Origin of the sequence: Methylophaga sp. UBA2496 (assembly GCF_002341635.1) — a bacterium.
Classification (GTDB): Bacteria; Pseudomonadota; Gammaproteobacteria; order Nitrosococcales; family Methylophagaceae; genus Methylophaga.
Map to the genome: position 1 here is coordinate 122,132 of NZ_DDOK01000008.1, position 18,610 is coordinate 140,741.

At 47.1% G+C, this 18,610-nt stretch carries 17 protein-coding genes; 14 read left to right on the forward strand and 3 right to left on the reverse strand.

What is annotated here, in order from left to right; genetic code table 11:
• Positions 1-8: 8 nt before the first annotated feature.
• The 3 genes from phoB to B2W60_RS12680 all read right to left on the reverse strand — a co-directional run bounded on the left by phoB (position 9) and on the right by B2W60_RS12680 (position 3,718).
• Positions 9-701, reverse strand: a complete 693-nt coding sequence (phoB, locus tag B2W60_RS12670) for a phosphate regulon transcriptional regulator PhoB (RefSeq protein WP_292361291.1) — start codon at positions 699-701, stop codon at positions 9-11.
• A gap of 85 nt (positions 702-786) precedes the next feature.
• Positions 787-2,007 carry an organoarsenical effux MFS transporter ArsJ gene (arsJ, locus tag B2W60_RS12675; RefSeq protein WP_292361292.1) on the reverse strand — a complete coding sequence of 407 codons (1,221 nt, stop codon included), beginning with the start codon at positions 2,005-2,007 and terminating at the stop codon, positions 787-789.
• A gap of 61 nt (positions 2,008-2,068) precedes the next feature.
• Positions 2,069-3,718, reverse strand: coding sequence for an inorganic phosphate transporter (locus B2W60_RS12680; RefSeq protein ID WP_292361293.1), 1,650 nt, complete (start codon positions 3,716-3,718; stop codon positions 2,069-2,071).
• 136 nt (positions 3,719-3,854) lie between these two features.
• Here B2W60_RS12680 and dsbD point away from each other — a divergent pair, with 136 nt between their 5' ends.
• From dsbD to B2W60_RS12750, 14 genes are all read left to right on the forward strand, one after another.
• Positions 3,855-5,702, forward strand: coding sequence for a protein-disulfide reductase DsbD (dsbD, locus tag B2W60_RS12685; protein ID WP_292361294.1), 1,848 nt, complete (start codon positions 3,855-3,857; stop codon positions 5,700-5,702).
• Between the two features lie 126 nt (positions 5,703-5,828).
• Positions 5,829-6,272, forward strand: a complete 444-nt coding sequence (gene aroQ / locus B2W60_RS12690; RefSeq protein ID WP_292361295.1) for a type II 3-dehydroquinate dehydratase — start codon at positions 5,829-5,831, stop codon at positions 6,270-6,272.
• Positions 6,273-6,275: 3 nt separating this feature from the next.
• Complete coding sequence (accB, locus tag B2W60_RS12695) at positions 6,276-6,746, forward strand: acetyl-CoA carboxylase biotin carboxyl carrier protein (protein ID WP_292361296.1); 471 nt, start codon at positions 6,276-6,278, stop codon at positions 6,744-6,746.
• 54 nt (positions 6,747-6,800) lie between these two features.
• Entirely contained in the window at positions 6,801-8,141 is a 1,341-nt protein-coding gene (gene accC / locus B2W60_RS12700) for an acetyl-CoA carboxylase biotin carboxylase subunit (RefSeq protein WP_292361297.1), read from the forward strand.
• 11 nt (positions 8,142-8,152) lie between these two features.
• Complete coding sequence (gene prmA, locus B2W60_RS12705; protein ID WP_292361298.1) at positions 8,153-9,022, forward strand: 50S ribosomal protein L11 methyltransferase; 870 nt, start codon at positions 8,153-8,155, stop codon at positions 9,020-9,022.
• Entirely contained in the window at positions 9,015-10,016 is a 1,002-nt protein-coding gene (gene dusB, locus B2W60_RS12710; protein ID WP_292361299.1) for a tRNA dihydrouridine synthase DusB, read from the forward strand. Before prmA ends, dusB begins: the two co-directional genes overlap by 8 nt.
• Positions 10,013-10,303 carry a DNA-binding transcriptional regulator Fis gene (gene fis, locus B2W60_RS12715; protein ID WP_069294753.1) on the forward strand — a complete coding sequence of 97 codons (291 nt, stop codon included), beginning with the start codon at positions 10,013-10,015 and terminating at the stop codon, positions 10,301-10,303. The genes dusB and fis overlap by 4 nt, the downstream gene beginning before the upstream one ends.
• 29 nt (positions 10,304-10,332) lie before the next feature.
• A complete protein-coding gene (gene purH / locus B2W60_RS12720; RefSeq protein ID WP_292361300.1) occupies positions 10,333-11,898 on the forward strand; it encodes a bifunctional phosphoribosylaminoimidazolecarboxamide formyltransferase/IMP cyclohydrolase in 1,566 nt (521 codons plus the stop codon).
• A gap of 13 nt (positions 11,899-11,911) precedes the next feature.
• The gene (locus B2W60_RS12725; protein ID WP_292361301.1) at positions 11,912-14,545 is read left to right on the forward strand and encodes a class I adenylate cyclase; all 2,634 of its coding nucleotides are present in this window, start codon (positions 11,912-11,914) and stop codon (positions 14,543-14,545) included.
• Positions 14,546-14,599: 54 nt separating this feature from the next.
• Entirely contained in the window at positions 14,600-15,628 is a 1,029-nt protein-coding gene (gene argC, locus B2W60_RS12730) for an N-acetyl-gamma-glutamyl-phosphate reductase (RefSeq protein WP_292361302.1), read from the forward strand.
• A 74-nt stretch (positions 15,629-15,702) separates the two neighbouring features.
• On the forward strand, positions 15,703-16,332 hold the full coding sequence (locus B2W60_RS12735; protein ID WP_292361303.1) for a DUF6776 family protein: 630 nt from the start codon (positions 15,703-15,705) through the stop codon (positions 16,330-16,332).
• Between the two features lie 8 nt (positions 16,333-16,340).
• The gene (locus B2W60_RS12740) at positions 16,341-16,778 is read left to right on the forward strand and encodes a bactofilin family protein (RefSeq protein ID WP_292361304.1); all 438 of its coding nucleotides are present in this window, start codon (positions 16,341-16,343) and stop codon (positions 16,776-16,778) included.
• A gap of 65 nt (positions 16,779-16,843) precedes the next feature.
• The gene (erpA, locus tag B2W60_RS12745; RefSeq protein WP_069294759.1) at positions 16,844-17,188 is read left to right on the forward strand and encodes an iron-sulfur cluster insertion protein ErpA; all 345 of its coding nucleotides are present in this window, start codon (positions 16,844-16,846) and stop codon (positions 17,186-17,188) included.
• 118 nt (positions 17,189-17,306) lie between these two features.
• On the forward strand, positions 17,307-18,566 hold the full coding sequence (locus B2W60_RS12750) for a DUF2254 domain-containing protein (RefSeq protein ID WP_292361305.1): 1,260 nt from the start codon (positions 17,307-17,309) through the stop codon (positions 18,564-18,566).
• The last annotated feature ends 44 nt before the right edge of the window (positions 18,567-18,610 follow it).

The window sequence follows — 18,610 nt, forward strand, 5'->3', positions numbered from 1 at the left end:
CAATCCTGCTATTCAGCAGAAAAACGGTAGCCAACACCGCGGACAGTTTGTACGAGGTTGTCATGACCGCTGGGTTCCAGCGCCTTACGTAGCCGCCGAATATGCACATCCACCGTGCGCTCTTCAATATATACGGTATCCCCCCAGACGAAATCCAACAGCTGGGAACGATTGTAGGCTCGTTCGGGATTTTTCATAAAAAAGTGTAGTAAACGGAATTCGGTCGGCCCCAGTTCTATGCGTTCACCATTGACCGACACCCGATGGCTCTTGGTATCCATGACCAGTTCACCCATCTGCAGTTTCTGCGCGTCGTCATCTTCCATCGGACGGCAACGCCGTAAAACCGCTTTAATGCGGGCTATCAGTTCGGGAGGCGAAAAAGGTTTGTTGATGTAATCATCGGCGCCAACGCTCAGACCTTTGACCATATCTTCACTTTCACCTTTAGCGGTGAGCATGATGACCGGAATTGAAGCTAAAAACTCATTGGCACGCAGACGGCGAATAAATTCAATACCATCAATTCCGGGTAACATCCAGTCCAGTAAAATCATGTCAGGCTGCTGATTTTTCAGCCATTCCAGTCCGGACTCAGCATCTTTCGATGCTTCACAGGTAAAACCAACCTGACGCAGGCTGAAGGTAATCATGTCACGAATGGCAGCATCATCTTCCACCAACAAAACCGATATGCTCATATCTTGCAAATTCCTAATCCATCTTTAATTAGAATAAAGCTTAATGGGAAATTATTACAATCTGATAACAGCGCTGAAAGCTTTATCAATACTGAGCTTGGCGGGGTAACAATTTTGAAATAATACTGGCGGCCAGAATCATCAGCGCAGAAATCACCAGACAGGCTGCCAGTCCGGCCACCTGATAAACCCAGCCGGATAACAAAGTACCAAACAGCCGGCCTGCCGCATTGGCCATGTAATAAAATCCGACATCCAGTGAAACCCCTGCCGCATCGGCATATGAAACTATCAAATAGGAATGGATGGCAGAGTTAATGGCAAATACCGCCCCATAGACTAATAAACCTGCGGTTAACGCTGGCAACACAGCCCATTGAAAATAAACGGTCATCGCGATAAGTAATGGCAGAACCATTAACGGCAACGACCATAGCCAGACATGATAACCGTCAGGCGCATGCTGTTTGGAAAAACCGGTCAGTTTCGGTGCCAATGCCTGCACTATGCCATAAGCGATAACCCATGCTGCCAGTAACGCGCCTACATAGATGGCCGGCCATTGCAGTTGAGCATGCAAAAACACCGGTAAAGCCACCACAAACCAGATATCACGGGAACCAAACAGAAAAAACCTGGCCAGCGACAATCGATTGACCGCGGCACTTTTTGACCAGATATCGCTGAACCTGGGTTTATTTTTGGCTTTACCCAAATCGCGCTGCAGTAACACAATACTGAGAATTAACACCACTAACAGCACGACAGCCATTGTAAAAATGGCTCCACGAAAGCCGATCCATGAAAGCAATGCTGCACCGACAAAAAAACCCACCCCTTTCAGTGCATTTTTGGAGCCGGTGAGAATGGATATCCATTTAAATAAAGTAGATTGGGCGTTATCCGCCACCAGCATTTTGATGCTGGATTTAGCGCTCATTTTATTAAGATCTTTGGCGATACCGGATAATGCCTGTGCCACCATCACATAGGCTACGGTGAGCCATTGCGGATCCACCAAAAGCATCGCCAGAGCGATGACCTGTAATAACAAGCCCAGATGCATGGTGACATTAAGCCCTAATCTGGCTGCCAGCCATCCGCCGACCAGGTTTGTCACAATGCCGAAAAACTCATAAAGCACAAACAGCATCGCCACTTCCAGCGGGCTGTAACCTAGCTGGTGGAAAAACAGCACCACCAACATGCGTAATGCCCCATCAGAAACGGTAAATGCCCAGTAGCTGAATGTGACCACCAGATATTGCTGAATAGCGACGGGTAGGGATTTGAGTTTATTCAGCATATCGACTGTGCTCTGACAAATGGTTTAAAACACAGAATATGTCAGATTGATGAACATTTGATTACAGCATAATGCCTTTGATCATAAAGAAGATGCAGGCTGATAATGTAGCAGCGGCAGGGACCGTGATAACCCATGCAGTTACAATTTTTTTCACCATATCGCGTTTTACAAACAGGTTTTTCTTGTCTTTCTTTAACAGCTTTTTGGCTTTTTTCAATTCTGCTTTTTCTTCATCAATTAAGCGAAATAGCTCGGTGATACGTTGATATTCTTCAACCGTTTTCGATGGTTTTTTCTCCAGCTTTTTCAGCTCATTACGCAATGCGTTCAGCATTTTTTTATCATCTTTGATTTCAGCTTTTTCCCGATCAATCTGTCTTTCAATTTTATTTGATTCATCCAGCCATTCACGCAGGAAACCCACCCCAAACACACCACCAATGGCAACATGAGTGGTGCTGACCGGCAAACCAAGCTGACTGGCGATAATGACTGTTAATGAGGCCGCCATGGCAATCGAATAGGCGCGCATCTGATCCAGTTCGGTAATTTCACCACCGACAGTTCGAATCAACCGTGGACCATATAAACCCAAACCAATCGCAATACCCAATGCGCCCACGGCCATGACCCAGATTGGAATACCAGCCTGAGACGTAATGCCGCCCGTCATAATCGCATCGTTAATAGCCGCTAAAGGCCCAATCGCGTTTGCCACGTCGTTGGCACCATGGGCAAAACTTAATAACGCCGCGGCAAAAATCAATGGAATGGTGAATTGTGCGTTGACGCTGGCACGATCATTTTTCATGTGTGGCAGATTACTGCCAATGGTCTTTTTAACAATCCAGAACACCAGAACGCCGATCATTAAACCAATCAGCATGGCAATAAGAAAACTCGGTTTACCTTGCGGAGCAATCGTCACCATCGGCAAACCATTGAGAGCGGCAACAAAACCGCCCCAAACCTGATTAAGCCCTTTAATGACCAGATAGGTGGAAAACGCCCATGCCATAACGGCGACATAGATAGGCACCCAGCGATATGAAGCCTGAACTTTATCCTCGCGGAAAATGATGGTTTTTTTAATCGCCAATAGGAATGAAGCTGCAATTATTCCGCCCATCAATGGCGAAATTATCCACGAGCTGACGATGGCGCCCATGGTGCCCCAATCAACAATACTGAATCCGGCCGCGGCCATACCACCGCCCATAACACCGCCGACAATGGAATGGGTAGTGGATACCGGCGCGCCGGCAAACGTAGCCAGATTCAACCATAACGCTGCCGCCAGTAATGCCGCCATCATGGCCCAGATAAAACTATCGGTATCGGTACCAAACTGGTTGATATCTATGATGCCACCTTTGATGGTCGACACCACCTCACCACCGGCAATAAAAGCGCCTGCGGCCTCGAAAATCATCGCAATCATGATGGCGCCGCCCATGGTCAATGCTTTAGAACCGACTGCTGGCCCGACATTGTTGGCGACATCGTTGGCACCGATATTCATCGCCATATAACCACCAAAAACGGCGGCAATAGCTAAAAAGAGATTATTGGGAACGCCGCCGGAAGTGGCGAAACTGTATGCCATGATGGCCGCGAGGAAAAATAAGGCAAAACCTATTCTGGCTATTTCTGCATGGCTTTTTTTATAGGCCTGCTTTTCAAGTTTATGAATGGTTTTAATTTCCACTGGACACCCGTGCTTTGCCGAAAATGTGGCTAATTATTACAGTTTAAAGACAACATGACACCCTGTTACATTCACCCGTGTAACAATCGGCTGTTAGAATGGTCTGTAACTGCAACGAATCTGTGGCGATCTTTACATGAAACAATTTTTGATACTGCTTATGCTGCTCAGCAGTTTTTCAGCTCAGGCGCGACCGAGTCTGCTGGAGAAGTTCGGGTTTAGCGATGCCGATATGCCTCCCGAAGTGGATGAAGCATTTGCCTTTGATGCGGTATTGACCTCTCCAGAAACCATTCTGGCCGGCTGGCAAATCATGGAGGGGAATTACCTTTATCAGGATAAAATCCATTTTGAAATAACTGATAGTGATGCGGTGCAGATAGGTGAATTCACCTTACCTGGCGGTGAGATGAAGAATGATGCCTATTTTGGGCTATCGGAAGTTTACACCAGCGATCTACAGCTAAACCTGCCTTTAATTCGCAACCAGACTGACGCAACCTCGGTGACGTTAACGGCTCACTATCAAGGTTGCTCTGAAACTTTTGGGATTTGTTATCCGCCTACTCGCAAGACCATTAATCTGAGTCTGCCCGCGGTTACGGATTCAGCAAGTACCGGGGCAGCGGCTGTCGAATCCGCCCCTGTTAACCCGGTCATGAACTCGAATGCTGTTAGCCAGCAGGATGAGATTTCCCAACGTCTGCAAAACGATAATCTGCTGCAGATTCTGTTCGGCTTTCTGGGGCTCGGCTTACTGCTCGCCTTTACGCCCTGTGTGTTTCCAATGATTCCGATTTTATCCGGCATCATTATTGGCCAGGGTGAACACATCACCACGCGCAGGGCATTTATTCTGTCACTTACCTATGTACTGGCCATGTCAGTTACTTACACAGCTGCCGGCGTATTAACCGGATTACTCGGCGGTAATCTGCAGGGAATGCTGCAAAATCCCTGGGTGATCTCCAGCTTTGTCGGCATCTTACTGTTGTTGTCTTTATCGATGTTTGGCTTTTTTGAATTGCAGTTACCGCATGGTTTACAACAACGCCTGCATCAGCTCAGCCATCGTCAGCAAGGCGGCACCTTAATCGGGGTCGCGTTAATGGGCTTGTTATCAGGATTAATTGTCGGACCGTGCCTGGCACCACCACTGGCCGGCGCATTGTTATTTATCAGTCAGCATGCCGATCCGATATTAGGTGGTGCAGCATTATTTGCGATGAGTATCGGCATGGGCATTCCGTTATTGATAATCGGTACATCTGCCGGGACCCTGTTACCTAAAGCTGGCCGCTGGATGGAAAATATCAAAGCGTTTTTTGGTGTGATGCTGATCGCGCTTGCCATCTGGATGCTGGATCGGATTATGCCGGGATGGGCGATTCTGTTTATGAGTGGTGCTCTGTTGATTATCAGCGCAGTATATCTGGGCGCACTTAACAGTCTGCCGATTGAAGCCACTGGTTGGCAAAAACTATGGAAAGGTCTTGGTTTACTGTCACTTATCAGCGGTGCTTTATTGCTGATCGGCAGCGCCAGTGGCGGAAATTCCATATTGCAGCCTCTGCATAACCTGACAATCGGCAATGCCAGCTCAACAACCACAGCAAAATTGCAGTTTACCAATGTGAATTCAGTTGAAGAGCTTGAATCAGCGCTAAGCCAAAGCAATCAACCGGTAATGCTGGATTTTTATGCAGACTGGTGTACCGATTGTAAGGCTATGGAGCAAACCACTTTTCGTGATCCTCAGGTTGTCAGCACCCTGCAGAATTTTACGCTACTGAAAGTCGACCTCACCGATAATACCGATGCGCATCAAGCGCTATTAAAAGCCCTTCGCGTCTTTGGACCGCCAAGCATGTTGTTTTATGATAAAAATGCTAACGAATCAGCCTCTCATCGTTTGGTTGGACATGTCTCTGCCGCCCAGTTGAACGCTCATCTGGCGGATTTCCTTGCTCAATCAACAAAATAGTGAGAATGCCTGTATTTCGGCGAAATTAGCGACAAAAAGCCGGATTTTTCGTTAAAAAGCTGGACAATAAAGCGCTGGCTAGTGCAAAATCCCGCCTTATATTTCCAGCGTTGGTGTGTTGTCGTTATGGCGAAATTTCTAGTATTGCATGGCCCCAATCTGAATCTGCTGGGTCAGCGCGAGCCTGAAATTTACGGTGCCACAACCCTTGATGATATCAACACCCGACTGCAACAGTTGGCGCAGGCTGACGGACACCAACTCGATTGCCTCCAAAGCAATGCCGAGCATGAACTTATTTCGGCTATTCAGTCAGCACGCCAGCAATATGATTTTATTTTAATAAACCCGGCAGCATTTACGCATACGAGCGTGGCACTTCGTGATGCTTTAGCTGCGGTGGCAATACCTTTTATAGAAATACACCTGTCCAATGTGCATCGTCGTGAAGCATTTCGCCAACAGTCCTATTTTTCAGATCTGGCTGTCGGTGTAATTTGTGGACTCGGAGCACAAGGTTATGAATTGGCATTACAAGCTGCCATTAAACACACCAACCCTCAAGGCTAAATCATGGATATTCGTAAAATAAAAAAATTGATTGATTTGATTCAGGAATCGGATGTTGCTGAAATCGAAATTTCTGAAGGTGAAGAATCTGTTCGTATCAGCCGCGCCAGCACTGTCCAACCACAACAACAGTATTTTGCTGCGCCACAACCTGCATCAGCGGCACCCAGCACGCCCTCTTTTGCCAGTGAAGCCGCCACTACAGCAGCAGCGGCCGCAGCTACTAAAACCTCTAACGAAGCCAATGCAGTGCGTTCGCCAATGGTTGGCACTTTTTATCGTTCGCCGTCACCTGAAGCGGCTTCCTTTGTAGAAGTGGGTCAGCAAGTTTCAGCCGGTGATGTCATTTGTATCATTGAAGCGATGAAAATGTTCAATCAGATTGAAGCCGATCGCAGCGGAACCGTTAAAGCTATTCTGGTTGAAGATGGCCACCCGGTTGAGTATGACGAACCATTGATCGTTATCGAATAATATTGCTGACAGCTCCGGCTGTTATCGCAAGCCAAAAACTGCGGATAAAACAACATGATTGATAAAATTGTCATCGCTAATCGTGGCGAGATTGCTTTGCGTATTCTCAGATCCTGCTGGGAGCTGGGTATCAAAACCGTGGCCGTCCACTCAGACGTGGATCGTGATTTGAAACACGTGCTACTGGCAGACGAAAGTGTCTGTATCGGCCCGGCACCATCCGGTCTCAGTTATCTGAATGTACCGGCGTTAATCAGCGCGGCTGAAATCACCGATGCCACAGCAATCCACCCTGGCTATGGTTTCCTGTCTGAAAATGCTGACTTTGCTGAACGTGTCGAAGAAAGTGGTTTTATTTTCATTGGTCCCCGTCCTGAAACTATTCGTATGATGGGTGACAAAGTAGAAGCGATTAAAGCCATGAAAACCGCTGGTGTACCGTGTGTTCCCGGTTCGGATGGCCCCCTGGGCAATGATGATCAAACCAATTTACGTCTGGCACGTGAAATTGGTTACCCAATTATTATCAAAGCAGCTGGCGGCGGCGGTGGACGCGGTATGCGTGAAGTTCACAGTGAAGCGCATTTGCTGAATGCGATTGCCTTAACCAAAAGCGAAGCTAAATCCGCGTTCAGCAATGATATGGTTTACATGGAGAAATTCCTGGAAAACCCACGCCATATCGAGTTTCAGGTACTGGCAGATGAGCATGGTAATGCCGTCCATTTAGGTGAACGTGACTGTTCTATGCAGCGCCGACACCAGAAAGTCGTTGAAGAAGCACCTGCACCAGGCATCACTTCCGAAATGCGTGATCGTATGGGTAAAGTCTGTGCGGATGCCTGTATACGTATCGGTTATCGCGGTGCCGGCACGTTTGAGTTCCTCTATCAGGATGGTGAGTTCTATTTCATTGAGATGAATACCCGCATTCAGGTCGAACACCCGGTCACAGAGCGGGTTACCGGTGTGGATCTGGTTGCTGAACAAATCCGCATTGCTTCTGGTATGCCACTTTCTGTGAAACAGGAAGACATTGTGATGCGCGGTCATGCCATTGAATGCCGTATTAATGCAGAAGATCCACGTACCTTTATGCCTAGTCCGGGTCTGGTTACGCATTATCATGCGCCAGGCGGCGCTGGTATCCGCATGGATTCACATCTGTACAGCGGCTATCGTGTACCACCAAATTATGATTCATTGATAGGCAAGCTGATTGCCTACGGTAATACCCGTGAATCAGCGATTGCCCGTATGCGTACTGCGCTCAAAGAAATCGGCATTGAAGGCATCAAAACCAATGTTGAACTGCAACGTGACATTATGGATGACACGCATTTCCAGACCGGTGGCACCAATATCCACTATCTTGAAAAGAAACTCGGACTGTAAGTCCGTCCGTTATGGCCTGGATCCAACTTATTTTCACCAGCTCACCGCAGCAGGCAGAAGCGTTATCTGATGCTCTGTCTGAGAGCGGTGCAGCGGCAGTCACTTTTCAGGACAATGCCGATCAGCCTATCTACGAACCCGCTATAGGCGAAACACCTTTGTGGTCTGCGACCTCGGTTATTGCATTATTTGATGCTGAAACGGACACTGACGCGCTACTGACCTCACTGCAATCTCAGCTAACGGATTTACCTGACTGCCGCATTGAAGCAGTTGAAGATAAAGACTGGGAACGTGAGTGGATGGACAATTTCAAACCTATCTGTTTCGGTGAGAAATTGTGGATCGTGCCCAGCTGGCATCAACCACCGCAACCAGAAGCCATTAATATCTTGTTAGATCCGGGTTTGGCGTTCGGTACTGGCACTCACCCAACCACCGCTTTATGTCTGCAATGGCTGGATCAGGCTGATTTAACCGGTAAAACAGTCATTGATTACGGCTGTGGCAGTGGCATCCTGGCGATAGCTGCTGCCTTGCTTGGGGCCGATAAAGTGATTGGTGTGGATACCGATCCTCAGGCTCTGGAAGCCACTCAGGCTAATGCTCAGCGTAATGGCGTGATAATTGAGACCTATTTGCCGCAACATTGCCCGACTGTTGAATGTGACTTATTGCTGGCGAATATTCTTGCGGGTCCGTTAATTGAACTTATGCCGCGTTTTATCGAGTTAACCCGTCCTCAAACTCAGCTGGTGTTATCCGGACTTTTGGATGTTCAAGCCGAGACATTACGCCAGCATTATCAAACAGCATTTGATATGGACTCCCCCGTTGTGCTGGAAGAGTGGGCACGTCTGAGCGGTATTCGTCATGGCTGATAAAGCTTTTTCTATAGGGCCTTACACCTTGCCCAATAATCTGTTTCTGGCACCGATGGCAGGCGTGACCGATCGGCCATTTCGCCAGCTTTGTCGCAAACTCGGTGCCGGCATGGCGGTTTCGGAAATGATTACCGCCAATAAAGCCTTATGGGCCAGCAAAAAATCATTGTTACGCGCCAATCATGAAGGTGAACCTGAACCACGTAGTGTGCAGATTGCTGGCGCCGATCCGCAGATGATGGCTGAAGCAGCACGCCATAATGTGGCGGAAGGCGCGCATATTATCGATATCAATATGGGCTGTCCGGCAAAAAAAGTCTGCAATGTCATGGCCGGCTCGGCTTTGTTACAACATGAAAAACTGGTCGGCGATATTCTGGAAGCCGTTGTTCAAGCCGTTGACGTTCCGGTGACCTTAAAAATTCGTACTGGCTGGGATCGGGATAATCGCAATGGGATACGAATTGCCAGAATTGCTGAAGATGCCGGTATTCAAGCCTTAGCAGTACATGGTCGAACCCGCGCTGATGCCTATAAAGGTGATGCTGAATACGACACCATTGCTGAAATCAAATCACGCATTGGGATTCCGGTGATTGCCAATGGCGATATTGAAACGCCACAGAAAGCCTTAATGGTCTTGCAAAAAACCGGGGCCGATGGGTTAATGATTGGTCGTGCAGCGCAAGGCAACCCTTGGATATTCCAGCAAATACTGCATTTCTTACAAACGGGTGACAATTTACCTGAACCTTCTGTCACAGAAGTGCAACAGATCTTGATTAGTCACCTCAACACGCTGTACGATTTCTATGGTGAATATTCCGGTGTGCGCATGGCACGGAAACATATTGCTTGGTACAGCAAAGGCTTACGCAATGGCAATGCCTTTCGCCAACAGATGAATACACTGGAGAAAGCTGAACAACAGCTCGCTTTTACAGATGCTTTTTTTGCGCAACTCGCTGACAAGGATTCACTGGCCGCATGAATAACGCGCTGAACAACGACTTAGCTGATTGTATTGATTTGGGCGTGACCGCTGAACAGCAACACGCGCCATTAAACCAATGTGTCACCAATGCACTGAAAACCTATTTTGAACAACTCGACGGCCACTCCCCGGCCAATTTATATGAAATGCTGATGACCGAAGTTGAAGTTCCGCTGTTACAGGCCGCTTTGGCGCATACCCACGGAAATCAAAGTCGCGCTGCCGAAATTCTGGGCATTAACCGCGGCACCCTGCGAAAAAAACTCAAGCAATACGGCTTGTAATCAAGCCTGAATCACAATCTGGAATCCTGATGAACTCGATTAAACGCGCACTGTTGAGTGTTTCTGACAAAACCGGCATTGTTGAATTTGCCAAACAATTGCAAAATCTCAACGTTGAATTACTCTCTACCGGCGGCACCGCTAAATTGCTCTCCGAAGCCGGTTTAAATGTTAAAGAAGTCTCCGAACATACCGGTTTTCCGGAAATGATGGATGGCCGCATCAAAACATTACATCCTAAAATTCATGGTGGCCTGCTGGGGCGTCGCGGTAAAGATGACAGCATTATGCAACAGCATGACATCGCACCGATTGATCTGGTGGTGGTGAATTTATATCCGTTTGAAGCCACCGTGGCACGTGAAGACTGCCCGCTGGAAGACGCCATTGAAAACATTGATATCGGTGGTCCGACCATGTTGCGTGCAGCGGCCAAAAATCACGCTGACGTAACGGTCATTGTTGATCCGGTTGATTACGTTCGGGTGATTGAGCAGATTCAATCGCAAGGTGGTACTGATGATCACACCCGTTTTGATCTGGCTTTGAAAACCTTTGAACACACTGCACATTACGATGGTGCGATTGCCAATTATCTTGGCACGATTCAGGCTGATAAAAGCAAAGCCGCATTCCCACGCACATTTAATAGCCAGTTCCAGCTCAAGCAGGCGATGCGTTATGGCGAAAACCCGCATCAAAAAGCCGCTTTTTATGTTGAAAAACAGGCTGAGACTGGCTCAATCGGTGCCGCTATCCAGTTACAGGGCAAAGAATTGTCCTATAACAACATCGCCGATACGGATGCAGCGCTGGAATGCGTCAAAGTTTTTAACGACAAACCGGCCTGTGTGATTGTTAAGCATGCTAATCCCTGTGGTGTCGCGACAGCCGATGATTTGCTGACAGCGTATGACCTGGCCTATCAAACTGATCCGACTTCGGCGTTTGGCGGCATTATTGCCTTTAACCGCGAACTTGACGGCAAAACAGCACAGGCCATTATTGACCGTCAGTTTGTTGAAGTGATTATCGCCCCGAAAATCAGCGATGCGGCCAAAGCCGTGGTTGCCGGTAAAACCAATGTGCGTTTGCTGTGCAGTGGTGATTTCCCGGCTAATCCGTCGACTGATTTTGATTTCAAACGTGTGACAGGGGGATTACTGGTGCAGGACCGTGATATTCAGATTGTCACTGAGGCTGAATTAAAAGTTGTCACTAAACTGCAACCTAACAAACAACAACTGGCAGATCTGTTGTTTGCCTGGCGGGTCGCTAAGTTTGTGAAATCCAACGCGATTGTTTATGCCAAAAACCAGCAAACCGTCGGTATTGGTGCTGGCCAGATGAGTCGTGTAGTCAGTAGTCGTATTGCAGGTATCAAAGCCAATGATGCCGGTTTGACCGTTCCTGGTGCCGTGATGGCATCCGACGCTTTCTTCCCGTTCCGTGATGGTTTAGATGCCGCTGCTGAAGCCGGGATCAGTGCGGTTATTCAGCCGGGTGGTTCGATGCGTGATGATGAAGTCATTGCTGCTGCAGATGAGCATGGCATTGCGATGGTATTTACCGGCATGCGGCATTTCCGCCACTAAGTTTGAGTGACTTGTGGATCGCGCTCAGGCTCTACGTGTATTTCAGGCACATAACCGCGCCAGAGTCAGTCGTTTAACAGAGCTTGCCCCCCACAAACAGGCGTTATTTTTTCGTCTGCTGCCACTGTTATTTCATATTAACCATAAACTGCTGCCGGGCTATGTCAGTGATGACTGCCCGGCAGGCATTATGGATTATCAGCCCGATAATGAAGCACTGAACAGTGCTATCAGTCTTAATCGCAACTTCAGTCATCGCCGAAGAGCATTACGCCGCTATGCATTACGTGGGCTTTATTTGCTTAATCCCACAGGGCAAATCCGTTACCCGGAACCGGCAAGCTTTGATTTATGGTTAGTGCATCACGCCACGTTAAAACCTGAACATTTGACTATCCTGCAAAGCAAGGCTGAATCAATTGTCCAGTGGGCAGCCAGCCTGGGTATTTATTTGCGATATCGCTTACTGGATGAAACACAATGCCGTACCGATGCACTTTCCGGTTCTGAACGGGAACAGTTTTATCTACAAGGCCTTTGTATTGCTGGCAGCGCACCGCTCTGGTGGTTAATCACCACCGAAGAGCAACTATCCTACCCTCAAGTTGCTGAACGCCTGCTCTCACAACGCGGATTAACTCAAATCAGTCTAATGGACTTTGGTTTTGATCAGTCCAGCAAGGCAGAAGACCTGTTTAATGAAGCCTGCCAGGCGCTCAAGAAAAGCATTCAAGGCGATATTACTGCCCTGCTGGATTTAGTGTTTGTTCAACACCAGTTAGCACTGTTTCCAAATATTATCCATTTATCTGAACGCTATAAACAAAAGGTTGAGCAAGGGGAAACAGACAGTATGCTGGTGGAACCCGCCAGCCTGAAACTTGCTGCGATAGAACAATTTGCTGCAACAAACGACCAGCATCGGGCCAGGCAATCTTATTACGCACTCTGCTCGGAGCGTTTATCCCAGCAGGTAAAGCATCCCCAATTTGCCTGGCGACGTCATAGCCTGTTGCGGCTTCAAACAGATTGGAACTGGTCAGCCGAGACACTCAAAAATGAAGACAGCCGCACTGGATGGAGCTACCCGCAGCGTCACCAGTGGTGGCTGGATCTTTCCCGGACATTAGAAAACGTTTTTTCTGCTTTGCAGTTATTTGCCAGCCAACATTCGGTAAGCAATGTGACCGAGCTCAATGAGCTGCAACAGTTAATGAGCCTGGCTGCAAATAACCATGATTCGGTTATCGAACAGCTGCCAATGGCTTTGCAAACGACTGAGGGTCCGGATCAGCTTTTTCTTTACCGGTTTAGTGAACAAACAGAGTGGAAGCTCAGCACCATTCCTCTCAACGATGCCAAGCAGGTCGGGCTGAAACAACATTCCTCCCTGGTATGTTTACTGGTCTGGGCAGTGCGTAACCATATACTTACCACGCGAAGCTGGTTAAAAGTAGCAGACCAGAAACACCAGATATCGATTAATCTGGTATTGGAATTGACCCAGACCTTATTAAAATCGGCTTTACCCTCATTTCAGCAGGAAATCAGCAGTGAATTATTACTGCAGCCGGCAAAAGCCGAGAAATTGATGCTGTTTGCCAATTTGCAACCACCCGGCGGAGATTTCCAACAAGCTGGCGCAGTGCAAATGGCCAGTCTGAATAATGACCCACTAAGTTATACCTCGAGCAGACAAAATCTGGTGCACAGCCTCGATCTGGTGATTTATAGTAGCTGGGGGCAGTGGCATCATTATCGGTTCGATAGTCAAAACGCAGTGGTTGAAACTCTCCGTCAAGTGCTGAGCTGGCCGCCGGCAACACAATTGAGCAGCCATATTTCCGTCTGGTGTGCCACCGGTTTTTTTGGTCAGGCCATTAATATGCGTTTGCAGCGTTTGTTTGAAGCGGTATTAACGCATTATCAGTATTATCCTCAGCAAGGTCGTTATCTGCTGATGCTGGGGGATCGTCTTTCTCAACTGCAATGGCATGACGGACACATGCTAATAAAGCAATTTGCAGCAGAAAAAAAACTTAGCCAGGCGCTTGCTGAAGAACAAAAACAGTATCTGCCAAGCCGTGTGGACAGCTATCTGGATTCGGATAATCTGCTCAATTCCCTATTACAGTATCAGAAGCAGCAAACGGTAAGTTTATTTGCCTATCGTCAGACAGAGAACACAGAAGTCTATGTTGTTGATGAACTGGGACGTATACAGCAATTTACCTATCCGGCATTAACGGAATCTCAGCTACTCGCTCAATTGAAATTATTTATCCTCAACAGCCTCGGGGATTCGACTATGCATTGCGAATGCTATCAACTACTGAGACAACAACAGCGCTGGCAGATAAATGCGATTAAACCCAACCGCCCTGACTCAGCAAGCTTTTCGGTTATCTGGCAAATTACCGGTGCCCAACTGGCACTGGGTTTGAATTCACATACGGTGAAAACCGATCTCGGTGATCCGCAGTTAAGTCAAATTCTGGCTGAGTTATTTCAACAGCATCAGGGTCGCAAACCGGCTTTTTATTTTATCGATAAGTTACAGTTTGTTCCTAAGGCAGCTTATTCCAGTTTGTTTTTTCTGAATCGAAAATACGAACTTGAGCAGCAGTTTAATACGGTAACGCTTTAGATTTCGCCACAGCTCTTTTATGATGTGCCGTCTGACCAATAATAAAGAATAGGTATGATTAAAGTAGGTATTGTCGGTGGCACTGGTTACACCGGTGTTGAATTACTCCGGTTATTAGCGGTTCATCCGCACGTTTCCCTGGAGGTGATCACCTCGCGCAGCGAAGCAGGTATGCCAGTGAGTGACCTGTATCCCAATCTGCGTGGACATGTTGACCTGTGTTTTACTGTTCCTGATGACGATGCCCTGGCCGCCTGTGATGTAGTGTTTTTTGCGACACCGCATACAGTAGCCATGGCCAGTGTGCCCGCCTTAATTGAACGCGGTGTAAGGGTGATTGATCTGTCAGCTGATTTTCGTCTGAAAGATATTGCTTTATGGGAAAAGTGGTACGACACGGCGCATACTTGTCCACATTTAGCTGAATTAGCGGTATATGGCCTACCCGAACTGAACCGTGAAAAAATTCGTGAGGCACAGTTAGTGGCTGTTGCCGGCTGTTACCCAACGGCTGTGCAGTTAGGCTATATGCCCTTACTCGAGATGGGACTGATTGATCCTCAGCACTTGATTGCTGATGCCAAATCCGGCACCAGTGGTGCCGGACGTAAAGCCAGTATCGGCACTTTACTGACAGAAGCCAGTGAAAACATGAAGGCCTATGCGGTAGCCGGACATCGTCACTTACCGGAAATTCGCCAAGGTCTCGAACAGATGAATGGTTCAGCAGTGGGACTGACTTTTGTGCCCCATCTGACGCCGATGATTCGCGGTATTCATGCCACACTGTACAGTCAACTGCTTAAAGCAACTGACCTGCAAAGCCTGTTTGAACAGCGTTTTGCTGATGAACCTTTTGTTGATGTGATGCCGGCCGGCTCGCATCCCGAAACCAGAAGTGTCCGCGGTGCCAATGTTTGTCGAATTGCCGTTCATCAACCTGAGAATGCTGATACAGTTGTGGTGTTATCAGTTATTGATAATCTGGTTAAAGGTGCATCAGGGCAGGCGATACAAAATATGAATATCATGTTCGATCTTGATGAGCGCGCTGGCATCAATCTTATTGCGACTCTCCCCTGATGACTTCGCCATTGGATAGCTATGTTATTCAACCAAAGCGCCCTTGGCGGCTCATATTGTGGATTGTTTTATCAGTGATTATCACCGGACTGATTCAATGGTATTGGTTTAATCATGACAGTGGCGAAAAGGCGCGTCTGATTGAACACAATAAACATCTGACCGAACAGGTTGCCGCTATGAAAAATCAGCTTATGCAGCAATCCGAGTCACAGCAAAATCAGCAACAAGTCCAGGCCATGCATCAGGCAACTGTCCAACAGTTGCAGAATCGACTTGAACAGTTGCAAAAGAAAGTCATCGACCTCGACAAAGAACTGCTTTTTTATCAGAACATTACGCAAGGAAACAGCACCAGTGAACTGCAAATCCGGGATTTGCAGTTACGACCGGAGGCAGAAAATCCAGAACAATTACGCTATCGTCTGGTGATAACCCAAGGCAAAAATATCAGCGAGCCGATCACCGGTGAAGTCATGATCAAACTGCAAAATTCTGAGGGTGAAGGCGAAGAAGCCAAAACCATCGATCTTAACGTTACCGAACACCCGCTGAATCTGCGTCATGTTCAGGTTATTGAAGGTGTTTTCAATCTAAGTGAAATTTCTGTTCCGGAGCAAATCAGCGTCAGTTTGCGCCAGAAAGACAAAGTATTAATTTCACGTAACTTTGATTGGCAAACAGATACGCCCGTCGGGCAATGAGGTAATTCATGTTCAACAGCAAAAAATCGAAACACCGTAAAGCCGCTCGCATTGAAACATTGATCGGTGAAAATACCCATATTAAAGGTGATATTCACTTTAGTGGCGGTTTACGAATAGATGGCGTTATTACCGGCAATATTACTGCTGATGAAGGTGAAGCCGCATTATTGACGCTCAGTGAAAAAGGCCGCATAGAAGGTGAAGTTCGGGTGCCATTTCAACTTATCAATGGTGATGTCAAAGGTAATATTTATGCTGCTGAGCATATTGAGCTGGCGGCAAAAGCACGGATAAACGGCAACGTTTTTTATAAACTTTTAGAAGTCGCTGTGGGCAGCGAAGTTAATGGTCAATTGATTCATGTTGGCGAAGCAGAAGAATCCAATTTAAATCTTGAACATTCGCAAACCGATGCCAATTTAAATCTTGAACAAAACTCATAATTCTTGACTAATTTAGTCAGAATTGGATAATAACTAAACATCCCTCGAATTAAACGGAGTAAAACATGACTAGTGAAATGCCAAGTCCAGTTCTGTTCACCGATTCGGCTGCGGCAAAAGTCAGTGAACTCATTGCAGAAGAAGGCAATGACCAACTTAAACTGCGCGTATTTATTACGGGTGGTGGTTGCTCCGGATTTCAATACGGCTTTACATTTGAAGAAGAAGTCAGTGAAGGTGATACCGAAGTTGAAAAGTCCGGTGTGACTTTACTGATAGACCCAGCCAGCTATCAATATCTGGTAGGTGCCGAAATTGATTACACCGATGGCGTTGAAGGTTCACAATTTGTGATTCGTAATCCAAATGCCACTACCACTTGTGGTTGCGGATCATCGTTCTCACCATAATTATTCGCTTTCCACAGAACACATTAAACCGCTATATTGCCATGCAATACAGCGGTTTTTTATTGCCCACAAATTGGTTGGCGAAATTTAATTCGCAAGGATACAAGGAAGCCCTCAGATGATATCCAAGTGGCAATGGTTACTGTCTCAATTGACCCGAACCTTATGGATTCGCGCCGCTTTATTTGCTTTGCTTGCTGTTGTTACAGCACTGATCGCCATTCCTGCCCAGAGTATTATCAATACTCCCCTGCCACTTAATATCGGTGCTGATGCTGTTGGTCAGATCCTGAACATTCTTGCCTCCAGCATGTTGGCGGTCACCACCTTTTCCCTCAGCGTCATGGTGGCAGCTTATTCTGCAGCCAGTAATGGTGCGACACCTCGAGCGACTAAACTGGTTCAACAAGATACGACAACACAAAATGTACTGGCAACCTTCATTGGCTCTTTTCTTTTCAGTCTGGTCGGCATTATCGCCTTAAGCACAGATGTTTACGATGACAATGGCAGACTGATTTTGTTTATCGTCACGATTGGCATCATTATCCTGATTGTCGTGACCATGTTGCGCTGGATAGAACATTTGTCGCAATTAGGTCGTCTTGGAGAAACTTCTGATAGAGTAGAAAAATCGGCGTTGGATACCATCAGGCAACGAGTTGAACATCCCACATTAGGCGGACGCAGACTGGAAAACAAAGATGAAATTCCAGATGATGCAACAGCGATTTTTTGCGATATTATTGGTTATGTAAGACATATTGATGTCGGGGCTCTCCAGCAATGTGCTAAATATCATAATGCTGAAATTGGTGTACTGGTGCTTCCGGGTGAATTTGTTCATCCAGCAAAACCCAAAGCCTGGTTTAAAGGTCAATTTTCTGAAGAAGCCAAGTCGGCAATAACCGCATCAATTACCTTAGGCAATGAACGGTCTTTTTCTCAGGATCCCCGTTTTGGGCTAATGGTCTTAGCCGAAATAGCTTCCCGGGCACTCTCACCTGCAGTCAATGATCCCGGTACTGCAATAGATATTCTTAACCGGGCCATTCGTATTCTGATTCATTGGAAAGACTATAAAATTGATGAGAGTGAGGACAAACTGCTCTATCCAAATGTCTGGATACCGGAACTGAGTCTCAGCGATTTGTTTGATGATATTTTTATGCCCATTGGCCGTGATGGCGCCAGCATGATCGAAGTTCAACTCAGGTTACAGAAAGCACTGGAAGCACTCGCCGATAACTCACCTGCCATTTTCGGAACAGAGGTTTCGCGTCATCTAAAACTTATCAAACAGCGTGCAGAACACGCATTAGTCCTGGATTCCGATAAGCAGCTTTTACAGCCCATCTACAATCGACTGATAAAATAAGCTCTTACATCTCATCTTTATTCAAGTCTGTTGAACAGTCGTCA